Source organism: Streptomyces sp. PsTaAH-124, from assembly GCF_000373685.1.
Lineage (GTDB): Bacteria > Actinomycetota > Actinomycetes > Streptomycetales > Streptomycetaceae > Streptomyces > Streptomyces andamanensis.
On the sequence record NZ_KB892207.1, the window covers coordinates 156565 to 170530 of the forward strand.

A 13966-nucleotide genomic window follows, 5' to 3' on the forward strand; every position below is an offset into this window, starting at 1 on the left:
GGCTCAGGCCGCGGACTCCGGTTCCCGTACGGTGACGCGGGCACCCGGGCCGGACTTCTCCAGCAGTTCGGCGAGTTCGCCGGCCGCCCGCACCACGTCGGCGACGGGCATCGGCGCCAGGCTCTCCAGCAGGAAGAGGCCCGAGACGGTGCGCTCGGTGAGCCGGGTGCGCGGGCCCTGGCGCCAGTTCCAGCGGCGGCAGGTGACACCGGCCCCGTCGCACCACACGACCTCGCCGGGCTCGGGGTGCTCGACGGTCTCCTCTCCCCCGGCCACGGTCACGAAGTCCTCCTCGCCCTGGGCGCGCACCAGGCGCATACCACCCTGGATCAGGTCCAGGTCCTCGCCGCCGACCGGGATCAGGTGGGCGACGCTGATGGCGTTGTAGAGGTCGACCAGGGCGTTGATGCGGGGCAGACCGGCGCCGGAGAGGGCGCGCCTGGCCAGGGCCTCGGCGGAGTTGCGGGTGCGCGACGGCTTGGCGCCGAAGGCGGTGTAGGTCTCGCGCCAGGCCGCCATGTGCGGGTCCTCGTGCGGGGCGCGGCCGTCCAGGCGGGCGGCCAGCCGGCGGGCCGCGTCGTCCAGAAGCGCCGAACCGGCCTCGGTGCTGGGGCCGTTCACGAGGCCGTGCGCCTCGACGGCCACATGGGTGAAGCCGGGCGCGAGCGCGCGCACCTCGTCGGACACGGTGAGGGTGAGCGTCATGGTCCGTCCGTCTCGCGGGTCAGAGGTGGGTGGGGAGCGCCGCGGCCAGCGCCGACCGGTCGGGGGCGGCCTTCAGGGCGGCGAGCACCCCCGGGTGTGGTTCAGCGTACAGTACCGGGTAGTCCATCTCATTCGACTTCGAGTCGGGCGCGAAGGCCAGCCGCTCGCCGCCGAGGGAGAACTGCGCGTCGACGCCCGGCTTGTTGCCGCGCGGGTCCTGGCGGTGCCAGGCGCCGTTGAACCGTACGGCGACCAGCCCGTGCAGGACGTGACCGCCGCCGTCGTCCCAGGTCAGCCGCTGGTAGCAGAGGGCGGCGGGAATGTCCTCGGCGCGCAGCAGGGCGGCCAGGGCGTGGGCCTTGGCGTGGCAGATGCCGGTGCGCTGCCGCAGCACGTCGGAGGCCCGCCAGGTGACGCGCGGATCCTGGGAGTCCTGCGAGTGCGGAATGGTGTCACGCACGAACTCGTACGCGGACCGCGCATAGGCATACGAGTCCGCCACCCCCTCGGCCAGCCGGGCCGCGGTCTCGCGGACCACCGGGTGTTCATGGTCGATCGCCTCGTCGGCGGCGAGATAGGCGGACAGGTCGGGGGTGTGCTGGGTCAGCTCCATGCCCGCAGAGCATAGGAATGCGATCACTCGACAGTCAATGACTTTACGAATGATCGCATAACTATGCAGAGTCTGAGCGGTCCTGACCGCCCCTGGTCAGCCGCGCGCCATCTCTTCCTTCAACGCGGCGAGGAACGCGTCCACGTCGTCCTCCGTGGTGTCGAACGAGCACATCCAGCGCACGACACCCTCGGTCTCGTCCCAGAAGTAGAAACGGAACCTCTTCTGGAGCCGCTCGCTCACGTCGTGGGGCAGCTTGGCGAAGACGCCGTTGGCCTGCACCGGGTAGAGGACCTCCACGCCGTGCACCGCGCGCACGCCCTCCGCGAGCCGCTGGGCCATCTCGTTGGCGTGCCGGGCGTTGCGCAGCCACAGGTCCTTGGCGAGCAGGGCCTCCAGCTGCACCGAGACGAAGCGCATCTTCGAAGCGAGCTGCATGCTCATCTTGCGGATGTGCTTCATCCGGCGCACGGCGTCCTGGTTGAGGACGACGACCGCCTCACCGAACATGGCGCCGTTCTTCGTCCCGCCGAGCGAGAGGATGTCGACGCCGACCGCGTTGGTGAAGGTCCGCATCGGGACGTCCAGGGAGGCGGCGGCGTTGGCTATCCGGGAGCCGTCCAGGTGCACGGTCATGCCGTGGGCGTGGGCGTGCTCGCAGATCGCGCGGATCTCCCCGGGCGTGTAGAGCGTGCCCAGCTCCGTGCTCTGGGTGATCGAGACGACCTGCGGCATCGCGCGGTGCTCGTCCTCCCAGCCGTACGCCTGCCGGTCGATCAGCTCGGGGGTGAGCTTGCCGTCCGGGGTGGGCACGGTGAGCAGCTTGAGGCCGCCCATGCGCTCGGGGGCGCCGCCCTCGTCGACGTGGATGTGCGCGCTGTCCGCGCAGATCACCGCGCCCCAGCGGTCGGTGACCGCCTGGAGCGCGACGACGTTGGCGCCGGTCCCGTTGAAGACGGGGAACGCCTCGGCTCCGGCGCCGAAGTGGCCGCGCACGACGCGCTGGAGGTTCTCGGTGTAGTCGTCCTCGCCGTAGGCGACCTGGTGGCCGCCGTTGGCCAGGGCCAGGGCGGCGAGCACCTCCGGGTGCACCCCGGCGTAGTTGTCGCTGGCGAAGCCGCGGACCTCCGGGTCGTGGTGGCGGCGCGCGTCGGTCTTGGCAGGGTTCACGGCTGCTCGGTCAGCCACAGACGTTTTCCGTTCACTTCCGCGGCGGGCCTGCTCCAGACGTCGGTGATGGCCTCGGCCAGGTCCTTGACGTCCGTGAAGCCCGCGAACTTCGCGTTGGGCCGCTCGGCGCGCATCGCGTCGTGCACCAACGCCTTCACCACCAGGATCGCAGCCGCCGAGGTGGGCCCTTCGGCGCCCTCCGCCTTCCCCGCCTTGCGGAAGTAGTCGGCCATGGCCAGCGTCCACGCCTCGGCGGCGGCCTTGGCGGCGGAGTACGCGGCGTTGCCCGCCGTGGGCCTGCTGGCACCGGCGGCGCTGATCAGCAGGTAGCGGCCGCGGTCGCTGCGCTGGAGCGCCTCGTGGAAGGCCAGGGAGGTGTGCTGCACCGTCTTGACGAGCAGCAGCTCCAGGAAGTCCCAGTCGTCCAGGCTGGTCTTGGTGAAGGTCTCGCTGCCGCGCCAGCCGCCGACGAGGTGGACCAGGCCGTCGACGCGGCCGAAGTCCTTCTCGACGTGCGCGGCCCACTCCCGGGTGGACCGCAGGTCGAGCAGGTCGACCGTGTCGCCGGTGACGCTGGCCCCGCCGGAGGCGTAGCGCGCGGCGTCCACGGCCTCGGAGAGCCGCTCGGGGTCGTTGTCCGCCCCGACGACGGTGGCGCCCGCCTCGGCGAGCCTGAGCAGCGCCGCCCGGCCGGCGGGTCCGCCCGCACCGGCCACCGCGATCACCGCACCGCTGAGAGCCCCGTTGCCCGCCATCTTCTTCGCCTCCGTAGCAGCAGTGTTCTGGACGCGGTCGCTCACGCGGCGACCTGCTCGGCGCCGTCCGCCGTGATGCCCTTGGTGGAGGCGATCACATTCTTCAGCTTCTTGGACAGTGCCTCGTAGAACATGCTGAGCGGAAACTCGTCCGGAAGCACGTCATCGACGAGCTTGCGCGGCGGCAGGCTCAGGTCGAGGGCGTCGGGGCCCTTGGCCCACTTGGAGCCGGGGTGCGGGGCGAGGTAGCGGGAGACCAGCTCGTACCCGGCGAACCAGTGCACCAGCTTCGGGCGGTCTATGCCGTCGCGGTAGAGCGTCTCGATCTCGGCGCACAGCTGGTTGGTGACCTGCGGGGCGCGCTCCCAGTCGATGGCGAGCTTGTTGTCGGTCCAGCGGACCACGTCGTGCCGGTGCAGGTAGGCGAAGAGCAGCTGGCCGCCGAGGCCGTCGTAGTTGCGGACGCGCTCGCCGGTGACCGGGAAGCGGAACATCCGGTCGAAGAGCACCGCGTACTGCACGTCGCGGGCCTGGCCGATGCCGTCCTGCTCCAGCTTCACGGCCTCCTTGAAGGCGGTGAGGTCGCAGCGCAGCTCCTCCAGGCCGTACATCCAGAACGGCTGGCGCTGCTTGATCATGAACGGGTCGAAGGGCAGGTCGCCGTGGCTGTGGGTGCGGTCGTGGACCATGTCCCACAGGACGAACGCCTCCTCGCAGCGCTTCTGGTCGTGGACCATGGCGGCGATGTCCTCGGGCAGCCGCAGGCCCAGCAGGTCCACGGCGGCGGCGGTCACGCGGCGGAAGCGGGCGGCCTCCCGGTCGCAGAAGATGCCACCCCAGGAGAATCGTTCCGGCGCCTCGCGCACGGCGATCGTCTCGGGGAAGAGCACGGCGGAGTTGGTGTCGTAGCCCGCGGTGAAGTCCTCGAACGTGATGCCGCAGAAGAGCGGGTTGTCGTACCGGGTGCGCTCCAGCTCGGCCAGCCAGTCCGGCCAGACCATGCGCAGCACGACCGCCTCCAGATTGCGGTCCGGGTTGCCGTTCTGCGTGTACATCGCGAAGACGACGAGGTGCTGGAGTCCGTCCACGCGGTGCGCGGCCGGCTGGAAGGCCAGCAGCGAGTCGAGGAAGTCGGGCACCTCGAAGCCGCCGTCGGCCCAGCGGCGCAGATCGGCGACGAGCGCCCGGTGGTAGTCGGCGTCGTGCGGCAGCAGTCCGGACAGCTCCGTCACGGCGTCGCACACACGCGCCACGGCCGCCTCGGCGTCCTCGCGCGCGGGCGCGCCCTCGGCCTCGAAGTCGATCGATCCGTCCTTCGACTGCCATGGCCGGATCTGCTCCACGGCATCCTTGAGCACGGGCCACGCCGGGTGCTCGATCACCCTGCTCGCCGGAGGAACATGCCCCTCCGGACCCACCTGCACAAGAATTTCCGTCATGACCCACCCTCCACGGGAGAAGCTCGCGTAAGAAGACCGTATACATATGAGCTTTCTTCCAGCAAGGGCACCCTCCGAAAATTATCCTGCGGGCGCACATTCTCACCGCCTATTTTCCTGCCCGACACCCGTATGGCGGCTACTTCCCGTAGGCCGATCGAGTGATGCCACCCCCGGTCGGCGGTACGGCGATTTCCCGCCACGCACGGGCGGTGGTCCCGCCGGGCCTCTCCCCGGTCAACGCGGCCGGGACGCGCCCACGCCCGGGTGACCCGCACCGAGGGGTACGGCCCCGGCGCCGCCCGGCCGTCACCCCACTGCTCCGTGTACGCAGGGGTTCAACCCGACTCCGGACCGTTAGGCTGCGGCACTGCCGCGTGGACGACGAGGTCCCTGAGGTCCGCGGGCGAGCCGAGCCGCCGTCGACGGAAGCGAGTTGAACCTTGAACTTCCTTACCATCGGTCACCGCGGGATCATGGGTGTGGAGCCCGAGAACACCCTCCGTTCGTTCGTCGCCGCCCAGCAGGCCGGCCTCGACGCCATCGAACTCGATCTGCACCTGAGCAAGGACGGCGCCCTCGTCGTCATGCACGACGCCGACGTGGACCGCACCACGGACGGCAGCGGTCCGATCGCCGACAAGACCCTGGCCGAACTGCGCGCGCTGGACGCGGGCCGCGGCGAGCGGATCCCGCTGTTCGAGGAGGTGCTCGACGCCGTTCGGGCGCCGTTGCAGGCCGAGATCAAGGACGCGGCGGCGGCGAAGGCGCTCGCGGAGGTGATGCGCCGCCGCGACCTGGTCGCCCGGGTCGAGGTGCTGTCCTTCCACGACGAGGCCCTCCGCGAGATCACCCGGCTGGTCCCCGGCGTCCGCACCGCGCTGGTCGCCGACCACTACGGCACCGAGGTCGTCGAACGCTCGGTCGCGGCCGGCGCGGGCACCCTCGTGCTGAACATCCGCAGGCTCACCCTGGAGGTCGTCGAGCACGCCCGCGCGGCCGACCTGCGGATCATCGGCTGGGTGGTGAACACCACCGACCACCTCCGCCTGGTCCGCGCCCTGGAGCTGGACGGCGCGACCACCGACTTCCCGGAGATCAAGCGCACCGGCCGCTTCACCGCATAGCGCGCCCGCTACCCGAGCGGCTTGACCAGCAGCTCGAAGCGGAGGTCGTCGCGCTGCGGCACCCCGAAGCGCTCGTCGCCGTACGGGAAGGGGCTCATCCGTCCCGTACGGCGGTAGCCGCGCCGCTCGTACCAGGCGATCAGGTCCTCGCGCACCGAGATCACCGTCATGTGCATCTCCGTGACGCCCCACACCTCGCGGACCTGCCGCTCCGCCTCCGCGATGATCAGCTTGCCGAGGCCCGCGCCCTGGAGGGCCGGACTGACCGCGAACATGCCGAAGTAGGCGTGGTCTCCGCGGTGCTCCAGCTGGCAGCAGGCGACCATGCGGCCGTCCCGCTCCACCGTCAGCAGCCTGCTGTCGGGCGACTCGATCACGTCCAGCACGCCCTGGGGGTCGGTGCGCTGCCCGTGCAGGATGTCGGCCTCGGTGGTCCACCCGGCCCGGCTGGCGTCGCCCCGGTACGCCGACTCGATCAGTGCCACCAGGGCCTCGACGTCGGCGTCGGTGGCGTCGCGGAAGACCGGTGCGGTGGCGGCGGTGTCCATGGAGGGGCCTCTCGGGATCTCGGGCGCGGTGGGGCAGCACCGAGGGTATCTCTGTGGCTAGGGTGCGCCGCATGGTGCATGTACTCAGCAGCCGGGTACTGATCCGGCCCACGGACCCCGAGCGTTCCCGCGTCTTCTACGGCGAGCGGCTGGGCCTCGCCGTCCACCGTGAGTTCGGTACCGGCCCCGAGCGCGGCACCGTGTACTTCCTCGGGGGCGGCTTCCTGGAACTGTCGGGGCGCTCCGACGTGCCGCCGTCCACCGCCGTGCGGCTGTGGCTCCAGGTCGAGGACCTGGCCGCCGCCCACGCCGAACTGCGGGCGGCGGGGGTGGAGATCGTCCGGCCGCCGGTGCGCGAGCCGTGGGGGCTGATCGAGATGTGGATCGCCGATCCGGACGGCGTGCCCGTCGTGCTCGTCGAGGTCCCCGCCGAGCACCCGCTGCGCTACCGGCCGGGCATCTGAGCCGGACACCCGCCCCGGTGCCCCGCGGCGCCCCAGGCCGTCCCCGGCCGTCCCCGGCCGTACGGCTCCCGCTGGCCACCGTCGGTGACCGGGGATAGCGTTCTGGTGGTGGGGGCGAGCCTTCCCGGAGGAGTGCCATGGAGTTCGACAAGCCGGTGATCGGCGGCCCCTGCTGGGCGGAGCTGGGGACCAGCGATCTGGAGGCGGCCAAGCGGTTCTACGGCGAGGTGTTCGGCTGGCACTGCGCCGCGCCGGACCCCCGGCCCGAGCTGCGGGGCTACACCGTCGCGCGCCTGGGGGACGCGGCGGTGGCCGGGATCGGCCCGCTGTTCCGGCCCACCCAGCCGGTCGCCTGGAACGTCTCGTTCGCCGTCGCCGACGACGACGCGGCCACGAACCGGGTGGCGGACGCCGGGGGCACGGTGATCCGGGGCCCGATGGACATCTTCGACGAGGGCCGCCGCACGGTGGCCCTCGACCCGTCCGGCGCCGCCTTCCAGCTCTGGCAGGCCAAGGAGTTCGCCGGTGCCGGAGTGTTCAACCGGCCCGGCGCGCTGGGCTGGGTCGAGCTGGCGACCCGGGACGTCAAGCGGGCCCGGGACTTCTACACCGGTGTGTTCGGCTGGAGCGTCAACGCCTCGGAGTGGTACACGCAGTGGGGCATGCACGGCATGGACTTCGGCGGGGTGACCGCGCTGCACGAGCGCTTCCCCTCCGATGTGCCGCCGCAGTGGCTGCCCTACTTCGCGGCCGAGGACGTCGACGCCACCGCCGAGGTCGCGGCCCGCGCGGGTGCCCGCCTCCTCCAGGAGCCGGTCTCGGTCCCGCACGGGCCCCGCATGGCCGTCCTGTGCGACCCGCAGGGCGCGGCCCTCGGCGTCTACCAGACCGAGGACGGGACCGACGAGGAGACCGGGACCGGGACCGCCTCCGGGGGCTGAGGCGGCGGCAGGCCGCGCACGGCCGGGGCGGTCGCGGGGGCAGCCGGGCGACCGGGGCTGCCGGGCGACCGGGGCTGCCGGGTGCGGGAACGGGTGGGGGGCGGAAGCCGGTGCGGCGGTGTGCGGCGGGCTCAGAAGCGGGCGGCGCCGGGGCGGCCCTCCAGGCGGGTGAGGAGTTCGCACAACAGTGCGGCCAGATCGCCGCGGCCTGCGGTGTCCAGCCCGGCGAGCACGGTCCTCTCGTAGGCCAGCTGGTCCGGCAGCAGGCCGTCCACCAGGTCCCGGCCGGCCTCCGTGAGGCGCAGATGGGCGACGCGGCGGTCACGGGTGTCGCCGCGCCGCTCGACCAGGCCGCGTTCGGTGAGCTGTTTGAGCCGCTTGGTCACGGCCGCCCCCGAGGAGAAGGTCTCGCGGGCCAGCTCGCTCGGGGTCAGTTCGTGGCCGGTCCGGCGCAGCGCGCCCAGCAGGTCGAACTCGGGGCGGCTCAGCCCCGCCCGGCGCAGGGGGGCGTCCTCCGCCTGCTGGAGGAGCGCGGAGCAGCGGTTGATACGGCCGATGATCTCCATCGGGGCCGTGTCCAGCTCGGGGTGGACGGTCCGCCACTGCCGGACGACACCGGCCACGGTGTCGTCTCGGGCGGGTTCGGCAGCGGCGCCAGCGGCGGCTGCCGCGTCCGCCGCTGGAGCGGCAGCCTGATCGGCGGGCGGGACGGCCGGTGGCCCGGCGGACGGCTCCGGGTGCTCCTGCGGCGCCGGGTGCCGCTCCGGCACCGGTGGGTCCGTCCGCCCGGTGGGATCCGCCGGTCCGATGGAGTCCGTCCGTCCGGTGGAGTCCGGGTGCTCCCGGCCGTGGGGCGTGTCCCCGGCCCCCGTCGCCGTGGGTACCGGTCGTCCGTTGCTCGCCGTCATGGCCGTGCGTCCTCCGTCGTCCTGCCCGTGCTCGTCACCGGGGCGTGCAGCCCCAGGCGTCGTACCGTCGCGGCGAGCGTACGGTGTGCGGACTGCTCGGTGAGCACGACCCGCTCCTGGGGCAGCGCGCGCTGCCACCACTCCCCGGCCGCGGCGTCGGCGGTGGCGCGCAGTTCGACCAGCGCGGCGGCCAGGGACCGGCGGGCGGACTCCAGGGCCGCCCGGTCGGGCCGCGATTCGGCGAGCAGGCGCGCGGCCCGCTCACGGGCCCGGTCCACGGCGGTCAGCGCGTCTCCGATCCGGTCCCCCGCCCGGCGGTTGGTGACGGCGACGGCGGCCACGAAGCCGACCAGGGCGCCGACGACGGTGTCCACGGCCCGCTCGGTCATCAGCTCCCCCGCCGGACGCTGTCCGGCGAACTCGGTGACGAGCAGCGCCATGGGGGTCACGCAGATGCTGCCGAGCCAGTAGTTGCGGCCCATCAGCGCCTCGGCGCCGAAGTTGAGGGCCACGCAGACCAGGACGAGGGCCAGGCCGCCCGTGTGGGCGAGCGGGACGAGCGCGGCGAAGACGAGGACGCCGACGAGGTTGCCGACGACCCGCTGCACCCCGCGGCTCCAGGTGAGCGTGACATTGGCCTGGTAGAGGGAGGCGGCGGTGACCAGCGCCCAGTAGGGGCGGCCGATGCCCAGGGCCAGGGAGGCGTATCCGGCGAGCGCGCAGCCGAGCGCGGTCCGCGCGGCGATGGGGGCGAGCGGGCCGAGCCGGCTCCACCAGGGGAGGTGGGGGGCGCCGGCCTCGGCCTGGACACCGAGGAGTTCGTCGGTGGCCGCCGCCGTCTCACCGGCCTGCGGGACCGTACCGCGGCCGCACAGCTCGCGCGCCCAGGTCCGCAGCCGCTCCGGGTCGGCGTCGGCGGGCGCGGCGAGGGCGACCTCGGCCCGGATGACGAGCCGGGCGAGATCCCGCCGGGAGGCGGCCCGCGCCCCGGTGACCGGCAGCGCCTGCCAGGCGGTCTGCACGGCGGCGGCCGCCGCGGCGCGCAGGCGGGCGTGGCCGTCCCCGGTGCCGCGGGTGGCGGCGTACGCGGCGGCGGCGTTCAGCGCCTGCGCGGTGGCCCGGCGCTCCGGGCCGTGCGGGCGCAGCAGGCCGGGCGCCATGCAGACCAGCCAGGCCCAGGCCGCGGCGGCGAGGGCGAGCGCCAGATGGGCGGGGACCTGGCCGAGGGTCTGCGGGGCGAACAGGGACGCGGAGCTGATGAAGGTCAGGACCACATTGCCGGGCGGGCCCACCCGGGTCGCGTCGCACAGGGCCTTCTGCGCGGCGGCCATGAGCGCGCCGACCGCGACCAGGACGACGGGGTCGCGGGTGAGCGACGCGGTGACCAGGGAGAGGGCGAGGCCGCCGACCATGCCGAGCACCACCCAGGCCAGCACCCGGGCGCGGGCGGCGTAGGGGCGGTTGTGGGCGTACAGGGCGCACAGCGATCCGGCCATGGTGTACATGGCCAGGTCGAGCCGGCCGAGCGCGAGCAGCGTGAGATTCGGCGGCGCGACGGAGACGACCGAGCTGAGTGCAGGTTTGAACCAGATGTCGGACGGACGGCCGAGCCGCAGCACGCCGGTGAGCGGGAGCCGCCGGGCGCTCCGGCCCGGGACGGTGGCCGAAGCCGGGGCTGGGGCTGGGGCGGTGGGGGCGGGCGCGGGGGTGCGGTTCGGGTCGGGGGAAGGGTTCGCACTGCTCATGGAGACAATATTAACAGGTGTTTTACCTGTAAAGCATATGACGGGAGGATCGCTCATCCGGCGTGCGCGCTCCCGGACACGCTCCCCCCGTACCTCCTTGCGCTCGTGTGCGCACCGTGTGCCCCGGGCATCGCTTGACCGAGCGGAAGGCCGCCGAACCGCGGTCCGGACCTTCGAGGGGGAGGTGGGCGGGTGCACGCACCGGCTTCGCCCGGCTGGCTGCTGGTCGCGCTGTGCGCGGCGACCGGCGCCTACTGTCTGCTGCGCATGCGCAGCCCCGACCAGGAGCAGCGCCGCTCGGCCGGCGGTGAGGCGGTGATGGGCTTCGGCATGGCCGCCATGGCCGTGCCCGCCGCGGTGTTCACCCCGCCCGCCTGGGCATGGCCGGTCTACGCGGCGGTCTTCGGCGTCGCGGCGCTGCGCGCCCTGTGGGCGGCGCGGACCGGCCCGCAGCACCATCTGCACCACCTGGTGGGGACGTCCGCGATGGTCTACATGTCGCTGGCCATGGCCGCCGCCCCCCAGGGGCACCACCACGCCCACGGCAGCTCCGGCGTCCCCCTCCTCACCGGCGCCCTGCTGCTGTACTTCGCCGGATACGTCCTGCTCGGCGGCGCCCGTCTGGTCCCGGCCGTGGCGGGCCCCCAGGGCACGGGCATACGCACGGGCCCCGGAGCCGTCACCGGCGCAGGCACCGGCCACGGCTCCGGGGCGCCCGGCGGCCCGGGGTGGGGCGACCGTCCCGAACTGGCGCGCGCCTGCCGCCTGTCGATGGGGATGGCGATGGTGGCGATGCTGCTGACGATGTGAGACCGGGGCGCGGAGCACCGACCTGGCGATGTGCGGCCGGGGCGTGGGCACCGGCCGTCCGGCTCCGTGGCCTGCGTCACTTTGCCGCGTGAGCCGCCCCCTGAGCGGCCGCCCGCTCAATAGGGTGCTCGCATGATGGTCCCCGCGGTCCTGTTGCTGATCGGCGCGCTGTTCGCCGTCGCCGCGCCCCGGCTCCTCGCCCGAGCCGACTGGCCGGACCGGGAACCGGTGGTCGCCCTGTGGGTCTGGCAGTGCGTGGTGGCCGCCGTCCTGCTGTGCTGCGCGCTGTCGATGACGCTCAGCGCCGCCGCGGCGTGGCAGCAGGTGCGCGGTCATGTGTTCGCCACGGCGCCCAGCGCGGTGGTGGAGGCGTACGCGCTGGGCGCGGCCGGTGCCTGGGCGCCGACGACCGCGGTGGCCCTCGCCTGCGGTGGGGTGTGGAGCGCCGCGATGCTGGTCCGCGAGATCGTACGGGCCCGGACACGGCGCCGTCACCGGCGGGCCGAACTGCTCGTCCGCGCACCGCTGCTGCCCGGCGAGCAGAGCGGAACGGGCCGGCTCGTCGTCCTGGAGGGCGAGCGGCCGGAGGCCTGGTGGCTGCCCGGCGCGTCACCCCGCCTGGTCGTCACGACCGCCGCGCTGCGCCGTCTGAAGGGGCGGCAGCTGGACGCCGTGCTCGCTCATGAGCAGGGTCATGCGCGGGCCCGTCACGACTGGCTGCTGCACTGTTCGGCGGCGCTGGCGGACGGCTTTCCGCAGGTACCGGTGTTCGCCGCGTTCCGGGACGAGATGCACCGCCTGGTGGAACTCGCCGCCGACGACATGGCCTCGCGCCGCTTCGGCCGGCTGACCACTGCTCTGGCCCTGGTCGAGCTCAACGAGGACCGGGGCGTCTTCGGCCCCTGTCCCGCCCCGCGGGGCCAGGTGCCCCAGCGGGTGCACCGGCTGCTCACTCCGCCGGACCGGCTCACCGCCGCCCACCGGCTGCGCCTGACGGCCGTGGCGGCGCTGGTGCCGGTGGTTCCGGTCCTGGTGACCCTGGTACCGGGGCTGCGTGCCTTGAGCTGACGCCCGCGCGACCAGCGCCCTGCGCCCGCGCCCGGCCCCCACACCCCCAACGGGTCCTACTACACGCAGTACCAGGCGCCCTGCGCCCGCGCCCGGCCCCCACCCTGCCACCGGCCCTGCCGCGCGCGGACTTGCGGCGCATCGGGCGGCCCGGTGTTTCACCGGCCGCCGGGCGGCCAGTATCGCGTCATGCGTCCCACCCCCACCCCCTCCCCTGCCCCCTCGCCACGCTCCCCGCGCCCCCCGCACCCGTCCCGCCGTCCCCCGGCCCGGCGGGCCGCGGCCGTGCGCCTCGCGGCCGTGCTGGGCCTGTGCGGCGCGGTACCGGCGGTGCTGGTCGCCCTGCGGTGGCGGCCCCTGACCGCGTTCGACGGCGCCGTGGCCCGTGCCGCACACCGCCGGGCGGTCGCCGAGCCCGGGATCACCCGCGCCTGCCGCGTCCTCACCGACTGGGTGTGGGACCCGCTCACCCTGCGCCTGCTGTGCGCGGTGGTCGCGGTGTGGCTCGTACGGCGGGCCGCCGCCTGGCGGACGGCGGCGTGGCTGGTGGGCACCTGCGCGCTGGGCACCCTGCTGCAACAGGGCCTGAAGGCGGCCCTGGGCCGGGACCGGCCGGTCTGGCCCGATCCGGTGGACTCCGCCGCGTACACGTCCTTCCCGTCGGGCCACGTGATGACCGCGACCGTGGTCTGCGGGCTGTTCCTCCGGCTGCTTCACCAGTACGGCGCCGGGCGCGGGCCGTGGAGCGCCGCCGTGGCCCTGGCCGTGCTCTCGGTGGCGGGGGTCGGCCTGACGCGCGTCTGGCTGGGCGTCCACTGGCCCTCGGACGTCCTCGGCGGCTGGCTGCTCGGCGCCGCCGTGGTCGCGGCGGCCTGCGCCGTCCCCAACAGGTTTCCCGCGCGCGGGGATTGAGCGAGGATCACCCTCATGACCACTGTGCTGTTCGACTTCTCCGGGACCCTCTTCCGCGCCGAGTCCGCCGAGTCCTGGCTGCGCGCGGTGCTGGCGGAGTCCCGTCAGACCCTCGGCGAGCGGGAGTTGGCCGAGGCCGTCCGCGGCCTGGAGGAGGCGGGCGCGCTGCCGGGCGGCCCGCCGCCCGTCCGGGTCCCGGCGGAACTGGCCGGGCTGTGGGGTGTCAGGGACCGCAGCGCCGCCCAGCACCGGGCCGCCTACACCGCCATGTCCCGCCTGGTGCCCCTGCCCGACCCCGCGCTGCACGACGCCCTGTACGAACGGCACATGACACCGGCCGCCTGGGCTCCGTACCCGGACGCGCGCGAGGTGCTGCGCACCCTGCGCGAGCGCGGCATCGGGGTGGGCGTGGTGAGCAACATCGGCTGGGACCTGCGCCCGGTGTTCCGCGCGCACGGCCTGGACGCCTACATCGGCACGTACGTCCTGTCGTACGAGCACGGCGTCCAGAAGCCGGATCCACGGCTGTTCGCCACGGCCTGCGCCGCGCTCGGCGCGCGGCCGCGGGACGTGCTGATGGTGGGCGACAGCCGCGAGGCCGACGGCGGCGCCGCGGCGCTGGGCTGCGCGGTGCACTTCGTGGACCACCTGCCCGTCGCGGAGCGCCCGGACGCGCTGCTCCCGGTGCTCGGCCTGGTGCCCCGCCGCGCCCCGGCCGATCCGGCCGCCCCGGCGCACGACCGGACGGACTGAGCACGCCG

At 74.0% G+C, this 13966-nt stretch carries 15 protein-coding genes; 7 read left to right on the top strand and 8 right to left on the bottom strand.

Translation table 11 applies throughout. The features are described from left to right. Positions 1 to 3: 3 nt before the first annotated feature. The 5 genes from B086_RS0134380 to B086_RS0134400 all read right to left on the bottom strand — a co-directional run bounded on the left by B086_RS0134380 (position 4) and on the right by B086_RS0134400 (position 4682). Positions 4 to 705 carry a B3/4 domain-containing protein gene (locus B086_RS0134380; RefSeq protein ID WP_018570978.1) on the bottom strand — a complete coding sequence of 234 codons (702 nt, stop codon included), beginning with the start codon at positions 703 to 705 and terminating at the stop codon, positions 4 to 6. A 19-nt stretch (positions 706 to 724) separates the two neighbouring features. Beyond that, entirely contained in the window at positions 725 to 1318 is a 594-nt protein-coding gene (locus B086_RS0134385) for a transglutaminase-like domain-containing protein (protein WP_018570979.1), read from the bottom strand. 96 nt (positions 1319 to 1414) lie between these two features. Further along, complete coding sequence (locus tag B086_RS0134390; protein WP_018570980.1) at positions 1415 to 2488, bottom strand: threonine aldolase family protein; 1074 nt, start codon at positions 2486 to 2488, stop codon at positions 1415 to 1417. Then, positions 2485 to 3243, bottom strand: a complete 759-nt coding sequence (locus B086_RS0134395; protein ID WP_018570981.1) for an SDR family NAD(P)-dependent oxidoreductase — start codon at positions 3241 to 3243, stop codon at positions 2485 to 2487. The genes B086_RS0134390 and B086_RS0134395 overlap by 4 nt, the downstream gene beginning before the upstream one ends. Positions 3244 to 3284: 41 nt before the next feature. Beyond that, a complete protein-coding gene (locus B086_RS0134400; protein WP_026253071.1) occupies positions 3285 to 4682 on the bottom strand; it encodes a DUF6421 family protein in 1398 nt (465 codons plus the stop codon). A gap of 443 nt (positions 4683 to 5125) precedes the next feature. Between B086_RS0134400 and B086_RS0134405 the strand changes: the two genes are divergently transcribed. Further along, positions 5126 to 5809: a glycerophosphodiester phosphodiesterase gene (locus tag B086_RS0134405; RefSeq protein WP_026253072.1), complete on the top strand. Its 684-nt coding sequence runs from the start codon at positions 5126 to 5128 to the stop codon at positions 5807 to 5809. An 8-nt stretch (positions 5810 to 5817) separates the two neighbouring features. Here B086_RS0134405 and B086_RS0134410 read toward each other — a convergent pair whose 3' ends face one another. Continuing rightward, positions 5818 to 6357, bottom strand: coding sequence for a GNAT family N-acetyltransferase (locus tag B086_RS0134410; RefSeq protein WP_018570984.1), 540 nt, complete (start codon positions 6355 to 6357; stop codon positions 5818 to 5820). A gap of 71 nt (positions 6358 to 6428) precedes the next feature. Here B086_RS0134410 and B086_RS0134415 point away from each other — a divergent pair, with 71 nt between their 5' ends. Together B086_RS0134415 and B086_RS0134420 are read left to right on the top strand one after the other, a co-directional pair. Continuing rightward, entirely contained in the window at positions 6429 to 6821 is a 393-nt protein-coding gene (locus B086_RS0134415; protein ID WP_018570985.1) for a VOC family protein, read from the top strand. A 137-nt stretch (positions 6822 to 6958) separates the two neighbouring features. Then, on the top strand, positions 6959 to 7762 hold the full coding sequence (locus B086_RS0134420) for a VOC family protein (RefSeq protein WP_018570986.1): 804 nt from the start codon (positions 6959 to 6961) through the stop codon (positions 7760 to 7762). A 131-nt stretch (positions 7763 to 7893) separates the two neighbouring features. Here the strand turns inward: B086_RS0134420 and B086_RS0134425 are convergent, their stop codons facing one another. Both B086_RS0134425 and B086_RS0134430 read right to left on the bottom strand, forming a co-directional pair. Then, complete coding sequence (locus B086_RS0134425) at positions 7894 to 8385, bottom strand: MarR family winged helix-turn-helix transcriptional regulator (protein WP_234029430.1); 492 nt, start codon at positions 8383 to 8385, stop codon at positions 7894 to 7896. Positions 8386 to 8666: 281 nt separating this feature from the next. Then, a complete protein-coding gene (locus tag B086_RS0134430) occupies positions 8667 to 10289 on the bottom strand; it encodes an FUSC family protein (protein ID WP_018570988.1) in 1623 nt (540 codons plus the stop codon). A 318-nt stretch (positions 10290 to 10607) separates the two neighbouring features. On the opposite strand from B086_RS0134430, the gene B086_RS0134435 reads away from it, so the two are divergent. The 4 genes from B086_RS0134435 (at position 10608) to B086_RS0134450 (ending at position 13958) form a co-directional block, all read left to right on the top strand. Beyond that, positions 10608 to 11225 (top strand): DUF5134 domain-containing protein, encoded by a 618-nt coding sequence (locus B086_RS0134435; protein ID WP_018570989.1) that lies wholly within the window; start codon positions 10608 to 10610, stop codon positions 11223 to 11225. 132 nt (positions 11226 to 11357) lie between these two features. Then, entirely contained in the window at positions 11358 to 12293 is a 936-nt protein-coding gene (locus B086_RS0134440) for a M56 family metallopeptidase (protein ID WP_018570990.1), read from the top strand. A 189-nt stretch (positions 12294 to 12482) separates the two neighbouring features. Next, on the top strand, positions 12483 to 13205 hold the full coding sequence (locus tag B086_RS41495; protein WP_078531279.1) for a phosphatase PAP2 family protein: 723 nt from the start codon (positions 12483 to 12485) through the stop codon (positions 13203 to 13205). Between the two features lie 15 nt (positions 13206 to 13220). Further along, on the top strand, positions 13221 to 13958 hold the full coding sequence (locus B086_RS0134450; RefSeq protein WP_018570992.1) for an HAD family hydrolase: 738 nt from the start codon (positions 13221 to 13223) through the stop codon (positions 13956 to 13958). The last annotated feature ends 8 nt before the right edge of the window (positions 13959 to 13966 follow it).